This window comes from Streptomyces sp. NPDC041968, from assembly GCF_055589025.1.
In genome coordinates this window covers 395,640-408,194 of sequence record NZ_JBVJCB010000001.1, presented here as the reverse complement: position 1 = coordinate 408,194, position 12,555 = coordinate 395,640, and the positions used below count along the sequence as shown (strand labels likewise).

12 protein-coding genes and 1 riboswitch are annotated in these 12,555 nt (G+C 73.0%); of the genes, 5 read left to right on the top strand and 7 right to left on the bottom strand.

Going from position 1 to position 12,555, the window contains the following annotated elements; genetic code table 11:
* The first annotated feature begins 115 nt into the window (after nucleotides 1-115).
* Nucleotides 116-1,180 (top strand): anthranilate phosphoribosyltransferase, encoded by a 1,065-nt coding sequence (gene trpD, locus ACZ6EG_RS01865; protein WP_356610606.1) that lies wholly within the window; start codon nucleotides 116-118, stop codon nucleotides 1,178-1,180.
* 80 nt (nucleotides 1,181-1,260) lie between these two features.
* Nucleotides 1,261-1,377: riboswitch (SAM riboswitch) on the top strand.
* A 200-nt stretch (nucleotides 1,378-1,577) separates the two neighbouring features.
* Nucleotides 1,578-2,966, top strand: a complete 1,389-nt coding sequence (locus tag ACZ6EG_RS01860; RefSeq protein WP_469600715.1) for an aminotransferase class V-fold PLP-dependent enzyme — start codon at nucleotides 1,578-1,580, stop codon at nucleotides 2,964-2,966.
* On the opposite strand, the gene ACZ6EG_RS01855 is transcribed toward ACZ6EG_RS01860, so the two are convergent.
* From ACZ6EG_RS01855 to ACZ6EG_RS01825, 7 genes are all read right to left on the bottom strand, one after another.
* The gene (locus tag ACZ6EG_RS01855; RefSeq protein WP_391968273.1) at nucleotides 2,900-4,126 is read right to left on the bottom strand and encodes a glycerate kinase; all 1,227 of its coding nucleotides are present in this window, start codon (nucleotides 4,124-4,126) and stop codon (nucleotides 2,900-2,902) included. The two genes, ACZ6EG_RS01860 and ACZ6EG_RS01855, sit on opposite strands and share 67 nt — an antisense overlap.
* A 140-nt stretch (nucleotides 4,127-4,266) precedes the next feature.
* The gene (locus ACZ6EG_RS01850) at nucleotides 4,267-5,682 is read right to left on the bottom strand and encodes an SLC13 family permease (protein ID WP_391967697.1); all 1,416 of its coding nucleotides are present in this window, start codon (nucleotides 5,680-5,682) and stop codon (nucleotides 4,267-4,269) included.
* 98 nt (nucleotides 5,683-5,780) lie between these two features.
* Complete coding sequence (locus tag ACZ6EG_RS01845; protein WP_121746593.1) at nucleotides 5,781-6,443, bottom strand: response regulator transcription factor; 663 nt, start codon at nucleotides 6,441-6,443, stop codon at nucleotides 5,781-5,783.
* 20 nt (nucleotides 6,444-6,463) lie between these two features.
* A complete protein-coding gene (locus ACZ6EG_RS01840) occupies nucleotides 6,464-7,954 on the bottom strand; it encodes a sensor histidine kinase (protein WP_391967696.1) in 1,491 nt (496 codons plus the stop codon).
* The gene (locus tag ACZ6EG_RS01835) at nucleotides 7,875-8,189 is read right to left on the bottom strand and encodes a small secreted hydrophilic protein (RefSeq protein WP_356610603.1); all 315 of its coding nucleotides are present in this window, start codon (nucleotides 8,187-8,189) and stop codon (nucleotides 7,875-7,877) included. The genes ACZ6EG_RS01840 and ACZ6EG_RS01835 overlap by 80 nt, the downstream gene beginning before the upstream one ends.
* Nucleotides 8,190-8,267: 78 nt before the next feature.
* Complete coding sequence (locus ACZ6EG_RS01830) at nucleotides 8,268-8,549, bottom strand: Lrp/AsnC family transcriptional regulator (RefSeq protein ID WP_053129551.1); 282 nt, start codon at nucleotides 8,547-8,549, stop codon at nucleotides 8,268-8,270.
* Nucleotides 8,546-9,316: a rhomboid family intramembrane serine protease gene (locus ACZ6EG_RS01825; protein ID WP_356610602.1), complete on the bottom strand. Its 771-nt coding sequence runs from the start codon at nucleotides 9,314-9,316 to the stop codon at nucleotides 8,546-8,548. The genes ACZ6EG_RS01830 and ACZ6EG_RS01825 overlap by 4 nt, the downstream gene beginning before the upstream one ends.
* Nucleotides 9,317-9,473: 157 nt before the next feature.
* Here ACZ6EG_RS01825 and ACZ6EG_RS01820 point away from each other — a divergent pair, with 157 nt between their 5' ends.
* From ACZ6EG_RS01820 to ACZ6EG_RS01810, 3 genes are all read left to right on the top strand, one after another.
* Nucleotides 9,474-9,713 carry a hypothetical protein gene (locus ACZ6EG_RS01820; RefSeq protein WP_271415467.1) on the top strand — a complete coding sequence of 80 codons (240 nt, stop codon included), beginning with the start codon at nucleotides 9,474-9,476 and terminating at the stop codon, nucleotides 9,711-9,713.
* Nucleotides 9,714-9,775: 62 nt separating this feature from the next.
* On the top strand, nucleotides 9,776-11,119 hold the full coding sequence (locus tag ACZ6EG_RS01815) for an NYN domain-containing protein (RefSeq protein ID WP_391967694.1): 1,344 nt from the start codon (nucleotides 9,776-9,778) through the stop codon (nucleotides 11,117-11,119).
* A gap of 232 nt (nucleotides 11,120-11,351) precedes the next feature.
* On the top strand, nucleotides 11,352-12,392 hold the full coding sequence (locus ACZ6EG_RS01810) for a C40 family peptidase (protein ID WP_391967693.1): 1,041 nt from the start codon (nucleotides 11,352-11,354) through the stop codon (nucleotides 12,390-12,392).
* Nucleotides 12,393-12,555: the final 163 nt, after the last annotated feature.

The window sequence follows — 12,555 nt, the reverse complement described above, 5'->3', positions numbered from 1 at the left end:
CACCACGGTCGAAGGGCCCCGTCCGTTCCGCGGACGGGGCCCTTCGCCGTACCCGGGGCTGGATAGGGTGGGAGCGCACTTCCTTTCCGCAGTACACACGACACAGGAGCGGCTCATGAGCGCTGTGACCCCCGCTGGAGGCGACAACGCGGCGGGCCGCTCCTGGCCCGCCCTGCTGAACGGACTGCTGGACGGTCAGGACCTGTCCGCGGACGACACCGCCTGGGCGCTGGACGTGATCATGCGGGGCGAGGCGACCGACGCGCAGATCGCCGGCTTCGCGGTGGCCCTCAGGTCCAAGGGCGAGACCGTCGAGGAGATCTCCGGCCTGGTCCGCACCATGTACGCCCACGCCAACGTGATCGAGGTGCCGGGCGAGACGGTCGACATCGTCGGCACCGGCGGCGACGGCGCCAAGACGGTCAACATCTCCACCATGTCGGCGATCGTCGTGGCCGGCACGGGCGCGAAGGTCGTCAAGCACGGCAACCGGGCGGCCTCCTCGGCGTCCGGCGCCTCCGACGTCCTGGAGAAGCTCGGGGTGAACCTGGAGCTGACGCCGAAGCGGGTGGCGGAGGTCGCCGAGGAGGCCGGCATCACTTTCTGCTTCGCCGTGAAGTTCCACCCCGCCCTGCGCCACGTGGCGGCGGCCCGCGGCCAGCTCGGCATCCGCACGGTGTTCAACTTCCTGGGCCCGCTGACCAACCCCGCCCGGGTCACGTCCCAGGCGATCGGGGTCGCCCACGCCCGGATGGCGCCGATCATCGCCGGCGTCTTCGCCGAACGCGGCCACTCGTCCCTGGTCTTCCGCGGCGACGACGGCCTCGACGAGCTGACCACCACCGCCACCTCCCGGGTCTGGGTCGTGCGGGACGGCCGGGTGAGCGAGGAGACCTTCGACCCGCGCGACGTCGGCCTCGACCTGGTGCCGGTCGAGGCGCTGCGCGGCGCCGACGCCTCCTACAACGCCGACGTCGCCCGCCGCCTGCTCAACGGCGAGACGGGCCCGGTGCGGGACGCGGTCCTGCTGAACTCGGCGGCGGCCCTGGTGGCCCTGGAGCCGGGTGACGCACCGCTGACCGCGCAGATCCGGGCCGGCATGGACCGGGCCGCCGAGGCGATCGACTCCGGCGCCGCGCGCCGCGCGCTGGAGCGCTGGGTGGCCGCCAGCAACGCGTAGCCGCTCTCTCGTGTGACGTGCGTCCCGCGATCCGGACTCGGGTTGCGGGGCGCCGATCATTTCCCCTAGGTTTCTCGACAGGTCATGAGTGACAGTCATGAGGCCCCGGCCGACTGTCCGGCAACCCTCCGTCCGTGGCGGGGTGCCCCGGGTGAAGACCAGGTCGTGGACAGCAAGGTCCGCGGCAAGCGCGGACCCCTCGCACGCTTTCGAAGAGTGTGGGTCCAGGGGTCCTGGGTCGTTCGAGGGAGTCTCCCGTGAATCAGCGAATGCGATAGGGCCGCAGAGCCCCGCCTCCGCAGCGCCTCTTCCCCCTTCTCCGCCGTTCCGGCCTTCCCATGCCCGAACCCGCCGTGGTTCGCGTGGTGATGCCGTATGCCTTCACGGGAGTGCACCCATGTCCGTCTCCGCCGTCGCCGTCGACCCCTCCGTCTGTGCCCCGCTGCCCGTTCTGGGCCGGGACGTCACCGTTCCGCTCGTCACCGGCGGTGAGGTCACCTACGCCGCGCTCGACTACGCCGCCAGCGCCCCCGCGCTCCAGCAGGTCTGGGACGAGGTGGCGGCCTACGCCCCGTACTACGGCAGCGTGCACCGGGGCGCCGGGTACCTGTCGCAGCTGTCGACGGACCTGTTCGAGAACGCCCGCACGACCGTCGCCGGCTTCCTCGGCTGCCGGGACACCGACCAGGTCGTCTTCACCCGGTCCACCACCGACTCCCTCAACCTGCTCGCCGCCGCGCTGCCGGCCGGCTGCCGGGTCTTCGTCTTCGAGACCGAGCACCACGCCTCGCTGCTGCCCTGGCGGGACGCGGACGTGACGTACCTCGACGCTCCGCGCACCCCGGCCCAGGCCGTCGAGACCCTGGAGCGCGCCCTCGCCGCCCGCGAGCCGTACGGGCCCGCCCTGGTCTGCGTCACCGGCGCCTCCAACGTCACCGGCGAGCTGTGGCCGGTGCGCGAACTGGCCGCCGCCGCCCACGCGCACGGCGCCCGGATCGTGCTGGACGCCGCCCAGCTCGCCCCGCACCACCCCGTCTCGGTGGCCGACCTGGACGTCGACTGGGTCGCCTTCTCCGGGCACAAGCTGTACGCCCCCTTCGGCACCGGCGTGCTGGCGGGGCGTGCCGACTGGCTGCGCGAGGCCGAGCCGTACCTGGCCGGCGGCGGCGCCAGCCGCAGCGTCTCCCGGCGCGCCGACGGCGGCGTGGACGTCCAGTGGCACGACAGCGCCGCCCGCCACGAGGCCGGGTCGCCCAACGTCATCGGCGCCTACGCCGTCGCCGCCGCCTGCAAGGCACTGGAGGAGGCCGGGTTCGACACACTGGTCGCCCGCGAGCAGTACCTCGTGGGCAAGGTGCGCGAGGGCCTCGCCGAGGTGCCCCAGGTGCGTGTGCTGTCCCTCTTCGGCGACGACGCGCCCCGGGTCGGCGTGCTCTCCTTCGTCGTCGAGGGGTGGAACAGCTCGCACTTCGCCGCCGCGCTCTCCGCCGAGTACGGCATCGGCGTGCGCGACGGCCTGTTCTGCGCCCACCCGCTGGTCCGCACCCTGCTGGGCAGCGACCCGCAGACGCAGGGCGAGTGCGGTGCCCCCGAGGCCGCGCCCGGGGAGAAGTCCCTCAACGCCATCCGGGTGAGCTTCGGCGCGGGCACGCCGGACGAGCACGTCGAGCGGTTCGTGAAGGCCGTCAAGGAGCTGGTGAGCGACGGCGCCCGGTGGAACTACCGCACCGAGGACGGGCGGTGCGTCCCGGACACCACCTCCGCCGCCGAGGTCCCGGCGGCCTGAGCGGTCCGGCCCGCCGGCAGCCGCGACCCCAGCAGGATCATCCGCAGCGCCCGCTCCGTGGCGTCCGTGAGGAGTTCGGCGGCGCGCAGCAGTGCGTCGGCCAGCGCCATGGGGGCCGGCATGATCCCGTGGCAGGCGTCCACCCCCGGCACCTCGTGGGCGCCCTCGCCGAGCGTGCCGGCCAGGGCGAGGACGGGACGGCCGGAGAGCTTGGCACGCCGGGCCACCTCCGCGGGGACCTTGCCGCGCGGCGTCTGGTGGTCCAGGGCGCCCTCGGCGGTGAGCACCAGGTCGGCGCGGGCGAGGCGGGCGTCCAGGTCGACGTGGTCCAGCAGCACCTCGAAGCGGGGCAGCAGCCGGGCGCCGACGGCGGCCAGCCCGGCGCCCAGCCCGCCGGAGGCGCCGGTGCCGGGGCCGGTGCGCAGGTCGGTGCCGGTGACACCGAGGTCGCGCGTGAGGACGCGCGCCCAGTTCTCCAGACCGGCCGACAACTGCTCCACCTGCGCGGGCGTCGCCCCCTTCTGCGGACCGAACACCCGGGCCACGCCCCGCTCGCCGCACAGCACGTTGAAGGGGTTGCAGGCCACCAGCAGCTCGGTGTCCCCCAGCCGGGGGTCGAGGCCGGTCGGGTCGACGCGGGCGAGACGGGTCAGCTCCCGTCCGCCGGGCGGCAGTTCGAAGCCGTCGGCGTCCAGCAGCCGCGCGCCGAGCGCCTGGAGCGCGCCCGCGCCTCCGTCCGAGGTGCCCGAGTCGCCGCAGCCGACCAGGATCCGCCGCACCCCGGTGTCGAGCGCGGCGCGGAGCAGCTCACCGACGCCGTACGTGGTCGTGGCACCCGGGTCGCGCAGGGCCCGGGGGACCAGGGACAGTCCCGCGACGGCCGCCATCTCCACGACCGCCGTGTCCTGGGCGCCGAGCAGCGCGAAGTGGGTGCCGACGGGCTCCCCGACCGGCCCCGTGGCGGGCAGCGCCACCAGCCGCCCCCCGGTCGCCGCGGCCAGCGCCACGGCTGTGCCCTCGCCGCCGTCGACCAGCGGGATGCTGTCGATCTCGGCGGTCGGCAGCACCCGGCGCACCCCCGCCGCGATGGCGTCGGCGGCGGCCTGGGCGGACAGGGACTCCTTGAAGCCGCTGGGGGCGACGACGACACGGTGCAGCACGGCGGGCACGGCGGGCACGGTGGGCACGGAGGCCGCGGAGGCCGCGGAGGCCGCGCGGGAGGACACCGAGGCCGCGGGGATCGCGGCGGGCGCGGAGGACAAGGCGGGCAGGGAGGGCATGGAGGGCATGGAGGGCTCCTTCATCGGGTCACGGGTACGCCGAGCAGCGGCCAGACGGCGGCGGCGAAGAACAGCACGAGGGCGGCGGTCAGCGGTGCCAGGACGGCGGACAGCCGCAGCAGGTCACGCGGGGTGTAGGTGGGGGTGCCGGGGAGGTCGGAGAAGAGCGTGACCGGCTTGGCGGAGGCCGGCAGCGTGTGGCAGAAGCCGGCCGCGGCGGTGGAGGCGAGCGCGGCGGCGACCGGGTTGACCCCGGCTCCCACCGCCGCGGCGATCACCAGCGGGACCAGGACGGAGGAGCGGGCCGAGCGGGACTGGAGGACCAGGTGGGCGGCCGTGCTCACCGCGACCACGACCCCGAGGAAGACGGCCGGCGTGACGTCCGCGGGCAGCCCCGACACCAGCCACCTCGCCGCACCGGAGTCGGAGAGGGCGACACCCATCGCCATGGTCGCCGCCATGAAGAGCAGGAGCGACCACGGCACCGTCTTCAGGGCGTCCTTGAGCCGTACGGTGCCGAGCGCGGGGGAGGAGGCGACCACCGCGCCGATCAGTGCCACCACCGCCGGGGAGACGTGGTGCACGGGCTCGCTGCACCACAGGGCCACCACCGTGGCCAGCAGCAGGGCGCAGCGCTTCTCCGCCTGCGTCCAGGGGCCGGTGACCGGGCTCTCCGTGTGCCGCTGTATCTCCTCGGCGGTGATCTGGACCGGGCCCCGGCGGTCCGCGCGCCGGGTCGTCGTCAGCAGGACGGTCTCGGCGGCCAGGTGCGAGGAGGCCACCGCCAGCGGCAGCCCGAGCAGCAGCCACTGGGTGAAGCCGATCCGGTCGCCGGTCGACTCCCACAGCACCGACACCGTGATCAGATGCGCGCCCGCTCCGATCAGGGTCGCCACCGCCGACAGAAGGATCACGGTCGGGAACAGCAGCGCCAGCATCACGACCAGTCGTTTCCGGTCGGCGAGGGCCTTGGCGAGGGCGAGGAACACCGGCAGGGCGAGCGCCGCCCGGCCCGAGGTGGCCGGTACCGCGAACGCGGTCACGACCAGCGCGGCCGTCGTCAGGTGCACCAACTGTCGTACGCTGCGCGCCCCGCCGACCAGGAACACCGCCGCCCGCCCGGCGAGCCCGGTCCGGGCCACCGCCGCCGCCAGCACGAAGGCGCAGATCAGCAGCCACACCGTGTCGTCCCCGAGGGTGCCGAAGAGGGTGTCGCTGCTGATCACGCCCGTCGCCGTCAGCGCGAGACCGGCGCCCAGCGCGATGTACGTGTCGTCGATCGGCGTACCGATCCAGGCGCAGGTGGCCAGCGCGAACACGGCGAGGGTGAGGCGCGCGTCGCCGCCGAGGGCCGGGAAGTTGGCGGGGACCGCCAGCAGCGCGCACAGGGACAGCGCCACGCACAGGGCCGCCGCGAGGCGGAGGTTCAACGTCACGTCATTCAGGGTTCTCCCGGGCGGTGAGTCCCCAATGAGCCCGACATGAAGGAAACTTCACACAAAAGCCGGTCAGTCGGCCCCCGCCGGGACGTGCGTCAGCCCGGCAGCCGGTACCCCATGCCCCGTACCGTCTCCACCCGCTGCGCCCCCAGCTTCTTGCGCAGCGCCCGCACGTACACGTCCACGATGTTCGAGCCGGGGTCGAAGTCGTAGCCCCACACATGGGAGAGGATCTGCTCCCGGGACAGGACCTGCCCCGGATGCCGCAGGAACAGCTCAAGCAGCACGAACTCACGGGCCGTCAGGTCCACCGTCCGCTCCGCCGCCCGGGCCCGGCGGGTGCGCAGGTCCAGCGAGAGGTCACCGGACCTGAGCACCGTCACCTCCGGCGCCCGGGCCGCCGTACGCAGCCGGAGCCGCACTCGCGCGAGCAGTTCCTCGAAGCGGAACGGCTTGGTCATCCAGTCGTCTGCGCCGCCCTCCAGGCCGGCCACCGTGTCCCGTACGGAGTCCCGGGCGGTCAGCACGATCACCGGGGTCGTCACCCGGGACTCGCGCAGCTCGCGCAGGACCGTGAAACCGTCCCGGCCGGGCAGTCCGATGTCCAGGACGACCAGGTCGAAGCCGCCGGTGAGCGCGTACTCGTAGGCGGCGTCGCCGTCGGCGACGGCGGTGGTGGTGAAGCCGTTGGCGCGCAGGCCCTTCTCGACGAAGGAGGCGATGCGCTCCTCGTCCTCGACGATGAGGATGCGGTTCATGGACGTGCCTCTTCCGGAAATCAGTCCAGTGTCAGGACGAAGGTGGCGCCGCCACCCTCGGTGGTGCGCAGGGCGACCCGCCCGCCGTGGCCCTCCGCGATGGCCTTGACGATCGACAGCCCGAGCCCGGCGCCGGTCCCGCGCACCCCGCGCCGGGCCGTGCCGCGCCGGAACCGCTCGAAGATCACCTCGGCGTCCTGCGGCTGCACCCCGGGCCCGGAGTCGGCGACGTACAGCTCGACGCGGGAGCCGTCGGCGCGGGAGCCGATGCGGATGGTCTGGCCGGCGGTGGTGTGCTGCACGGCGTTCTGCGCGAGCTGCACCATGGCCTGCGTGATCCGCTGGGGATCGAGGTGGGCCTCCCGGTCGGCGACCTCGGCCAGCACCCAGTCGCGGTCGCCGAGGGTGCGGGCCTTGACGTAGACGTCGGCGGTGAGTTCGGCGAGCTGCACCGGCTCGGGGGTGACGAAGTCGGGGCGCTCGGTCTTGGCGAGCAGCAGCAGGTCCTCGACGATGCGGCTCATCCGGTCCAGCTCGTCGGTGACCAGGCGGACGGTCTCCTCGCGCTCCGCCGGGTCGTCGCCCATCAGCTCCAGGTGGCCGCGCACGATGGTGATCGGGGTGCGCAGCTCGTGGCCCGCGTCGTCGACGAACCGGCGCTGGGCGGCGAAGGCGCGTTCCAGCCGGTCGAGCATGGCGTTGAACGTCTCGGCCAGGGCCGCCACGTCGTCGTGGCCGTGTACCGGGATGCGCCGGGTCAGGTCCTGCTCGGTGAGCTGCGCGGCCGTGGCGCGCACCAGCCGCACCGGCTTGAGGATGCGGCCGGCGACCACCCAGGCGATGCCGGTCGTCATCAGCAGCGCGACGCCGGAGATGGCGAGCAGCACGCGGAACACCTCGTCGGCCCGGGCCTGTTCGCGCCCCGGGTGGAAGGCGACCACGAACGCGGCCGCCGGTTCACCGCCGTACCGGGCCACGGTGACCTTGGCCCAGCGGATCTCGCCCTCCGGCCGCTCCAGGGTGCCGGTGGCGTCGGGCGAGGCGTAGATGCGGCGCCGCGCGTCGGCGTCCTCGTGCAGCGGCAGGGCGACCGGGATCTCCCGCTGCTGGATGATCTGCGTCGGCCTGCTGCCCACCTCGCCGACCAGACCGATCAGCTCCTCGTCCAGGTCTGCGTACTGCCTCTCCAGGAAGACGCGCAGCAGCCGTCCGGGGTCGGTGAAGGGTCGGCCGGTCTCCGGGTCGAAGCCCTGCTCCTCGAAGTTGGCGAACTCGCCGGCCTCCTGCGCGAGCAGGCCGTTGATCCGCTGGTCGGTGTCGCGCAGCAGGATCGAGCGGGTGGTCGCGGCCACCGAGGCGAGGGCGACGGCCATCACGAGCAGCAGCCAGAGCAGGATGCGGACACGGGCCGAGATCCGGCGGCGCTCGCGGTCAGCCGTCGTCGCCGGGTCCGTCGTCGGCGGCCGGGCCGGTGGCTCCGTCGTCGGTGTCCTGGCCTCGGTCGTCGTCATCGTCGTCATCCGGAGGGCTGTCGGTCACCGGTGGCCGGGTCACCACCTGGTCGCTGGGCGTCGGCTGGGGCGAGGAGGAGGTGGGCGACGGGGTCGGGGAGCCGCTCTCCAGCTCCACCTTGGCCGGGACCTTGGGCTCCCGCGGGCTGTCGGTGAGGGCGAAGCTGGTCGCGGCGATGCCGAGCGGGATCAGGACGACGGCCGCCAGGGCCGCCATCCGGCGTGAGAAGACCATGTCCCCGATCCTGCGCCCGGTACCCGGCGATCCGGATGAGTCCGGGATGAAGAACTCTTCATCCGCGTCCCGCCGGCGTCAGTTGTCCAGCCCGATCGCGAACGCCGCCTCCAGGTCGTGCTGGGAGTACGTCCGGAAGGCCACGTGGGTGTCGGTGCCCTCCACGCCCGGGATCTTGCTGATCCGGCCGGGGATGACCTCCGCCAGGTCCTCGTGCTGGGCGACCCGCACCATCGCGATCAGGTCGTAGGTGCCGGTGACGGAGAAGACCTCGGTGACGTTCTCCAGCGCGGCGATCCGCTCCGCGATCTCGGGGATGCGGTCCACGCTGGTCTTGATGAGGACGATCGCGCTGATCACGGCTGGTTCTCTCCCTCGGGCGCCGCCACTGGAACGCTCTTCACTCTAGCCGCAGGCCCGAACCGCACCCAGGCGAAGGCGAAGCCCAGCCCGAAGCCCACCAGGTGCGCGAGGTACGCCACCCCGGGGCCGTCGCCGGCCCGTCCCGCCGCCATCCACTGCAGGCCCGCCCAGAACGGCAGGACGATCCAGGCGGGGAAGCGCAGCGGCAGGAAGAAGAGGAACGGCAGCAGACTGGTCACCCGGGCCCGCGGGAAGAGGAAGAGGAACGCGCCGAGGATCGCGGAGATCGCCCCCGAGGCGCCGACCAGGGACTGCTGGGAGTGGGCGTTGGCGCCCGCGTAGCCGAGCAGCGCCAGGTAGCCGCAGCCCAGGTAGAAGAGGGTGAACTGGAGCCGGCCCATCCGTTCCTCGGTCATCGCGCCGAAGACGTAGAGGAAGAGCATGTTGCCCAGCAGGTGCACCCAGCTGCCGTGGACGAAGAGCGCCGTGGCGGGGGTGAGCGCCGATCCGGGGGAGTCCTCGAACAGTTCTGCGGGGATCACGCCCCAGCGCCGGAAGTAGGCGCGCTGTGCGGCCAGCAGCTCGTCACCGGTGCCGTACGCCGGATTGAGCCCCGCCGCCGGGCTGAGCAGGAACAGCACGCAGCACAACGTGATCAGCCCGTACGTCACCGGCGCCGTCCGGCCGCGGGCGGTGCGGGGCGCGCGGGCCGTGCCGGGTGACCTGACCGTCCTGCGGGCCGCAGTGCTCCAGTTGCGGATCATGGACACAGAGCATGACGTAACGGGACGCGACCGCCCATAGCGCCTCGCCGCCGTGGACGGGCGGGCGTCGGGTACCCGCCAGGCCGTAGGGTTACGAGCCACACGCGCCGGGGCGGCCCGGCGCGTCACCGACACTGGAAGAGAGCGAACAGCCACGATGACGGTTCCCCTGCCGACCGACACGACGCGGTGGCGCTGCACCCTCTGCGGCAACCTCACCCGCTTCGACGTGACCCGGGCCTCGAAGGTCGTCGAGTACGTGCACCTCGACCTGGCCGGTGAGCCCGAGGTCGAGGAGCGCGAGGTGCTCAGTGAGACCATCGAGTCGGTGCGGTGCCGCTGGTGCAACGCCGTGGACCAGGTGGAACTCGTGGACAGGCCGGGTGCCGCCTCCTGACGGGAGCGGCCCCGCACCAGGCGATCCCGGACCGGGGTCGCCCTGAGACATTGGGGTGACGGATGGTGGAGACACAAGGCGGGGGGCCGGGCGACGGCGCCGCCGAGGTGCTCGACCGTCCGCTGCCCGACGGCGTGCGCCGCAGGGTCGTGCAGATCGTGTCCGACGGCTTCGGCGGACTCACGCTCGGCGAGCTGCCGGCGCAGCTGAGACAGTACGCACGGTTCGCCCCCAACCGCAGGGCCAAGTTCGCCGGCAACGCGATGGCCGCCGCCGTCGAGACCGACACCCTGTTCCGCCAGCGCATCGGGGAGAAGTTCAGAGAGGCCCAGCCGGAACTGGCCGGTGCCCTGGACTCCGGCTCCCCGCCACCGGCCGCGGACCCGCTCGACGTGGCGGCCGCGGCCTACGTACTGCGGCCGCACGGCTGGGTGAAGCTGGTGGCCGCCGCCGGCGAGGAGGCGCAGCGCGCGGACGCCGAGCGCGCCGACGAGGAGAGCCGCGCGGAGCTGGAGCGGCTGCACGTGGAGCTGGCCCGGGCCCGGGAGCACACCAGGACCGAGACCGAGCGGCTCCGTGCCGAGCTGGACGCGGCGAAGAAGGAGAGCGAGTCGCTGCACCGCAAGCTGCGCTCCGCCCTCAGCGACGTCAAGCGGGGCGAGGCGGCCCTGCGCAAGGTGCGCGACCAGATCGACGCCGTCCGCGCCGAGACGCACGCCCAGGTGTCCGCGGCCGAGAGCGAGTCCCGGCGGCTCAAGACCCGGCTCGGGGAGGCGGAGGCGGCCCTGGAGGCCACCCGGAAGGCGGCCCGTGAGGGGCGCAGCGTCGAGGACATGCGGGTGCGGCTGCTGCTGGACACCCTGCTGGACGCCACCCAGGGGCTGCGCCGGGAACTCGCGCTGCCCCCGGTGTCGGTGCGGCCCGCCGAGACCGTCGACGCCGTGGAACCCGGCCGCATGACACCGAAGGACATCGCCGCGCGCGCCCTGTCCGAGAACGACCCCGCCATCCTCGACCAGTTGCTCGCGCTGCCCCAGGCCCACCTGGTCGTCGACGGCTACAACGTCACCAAGACCGGCTATCCGCAGATGCCGCTGGAGAAGCAGCGGTTGCGCCTGCTCGGCCAGCTCTCGCAGCTCGCCGCGCAGACCGGCGCCGAGATGACCTGCGTCTTCGACGGTGCCGAGCTGGTCGCGCCGGTGCTGCTCGCGCCGCCGCGCGGGGTGCGGGTGCTGTTCTCCAAGCCCGGCGTCACCGCCGACGAGCTGATCCGCCAGCTGGTGCGGGCCGAGCCTCCGGGCCGGCCGGTCATCGTCGTCTCCACCGACCGCGAGGTCGCCGACGGGGTGGCGCGCGCGGGCGCACGCCCGGTGGCATCCGCGGTGCTCCTCAAGCGGCTTTCCTGACCTCCTGGTTCACTTTCGTGGCAACCGCAACGTAGGTGTTCTATGCCTGAATTGACGGAACCGTCACACAACGTAGTGTCAAGTGGGGATTACTGCATGTGAGTTACGGCAAAGAATGCGGTGCGTAACCGGGATTTTTCGGCGGAGGATTTGAACTCATCACGAGTGGGTCACTAGGGTCAGCCATCGAACCCTCGAACGGGTGATCCCTCTCAAGAAGGAGCTCGTCTCCGTGGCGTCCCACCGTCGTCCCAAGCAGCCGAGCCGCACGCGCGTGACCGTGCTCACCACCGCTGCCGCCGCAGCCGTCGCCCTCAGCTCCCAGGCCGCCAACGCCGCCCCGAGCGAGAAGCCGAGCAAGGACGAGGTCAAGGCCAAGGTCGACAAGCTCTACCAGGAGGCCGAGCAGGCCACCGAGAAGTACAACGGCGCCAAGGAGAAGCAGGAGAAGCTCCAGAAGGAGATCTCCACCATCCAGGACAACGTCGCCCGCGGCCAGGAGGAGCTCAACGAGCTGCGCGACGGCCTCGGTTCGATGGCCAGCGCCCAGTACCGCTCGGGCGGGATCGACCCCTCCCTCCAGCTCTTCCTCTCCGCGGACCCGGACGACTACCTGGACAAGGCCTCCACGCTCGACCAGCTGAGCGGTCAGCAGGTCGAGGCGCTGAAGAAGATCCAGACCAAGCAGCGCGACCTCTCCCAGCAGCGCTCCGAGGCGACCGAGAAGCTCAAGGACCTCGCCTCCACCCGCACCGAGCTGGGCAAGAAGAAGAAGGAGGTCCAGGGCAAGCTCTCCTCCGCGCAGAAGCTGCTCAACAGCCTCACCGCGGCGGAGAAGGCCGCCCTCCAGGCCGAGGAGCAGCGCTCCACCCGCAGCAGCGAGCGCGAGGTCCTGTCCGGCACCAGCACCCCCGCCTCCGGCCGGGCCGCCGCCGCCTTCGCCGCCGCCCAGAGCAAGATCGGCACGCCCTACGTCTACGGCGCCACCGGCCCGTCCTCCTTCGACTGCTCGGGCCTGACCTCCTGGGCGTACTCGCAGGCCGGCGTCGGCATCCCGCGCACCTCCGAGGCGCAGACCGGCGCGGGCACGCGGATCTACTCGCAGAGCCAGCTCCAGGTCGGCGACCTGGTCTTCTTCTTCAACGACCTGCACCACGTCGGCCTCTACGCCGGCAACGGCCAGGTACTGCACGCGCCGCGCACCGGCACGGTCGTCCGCTACGAGTCGATGGGCACCATCGGCGGTCCGTTCATGTTCGGCGTGCGGGTCTGACCCCCACGTCACTCCCGACCCCGAAGTCAGCCCCGCCGTACCGCCCGTTCGGGCGAATCACGGTGAGGCGCTCCGACCCCTCGCCCCGCCGGTGACCTGCGTCAGCGGCGGGGCTTCGTGTTGCCGGCCGCCGCGGGTCGTTGGCCGCCGCCCCGCCGCGGGG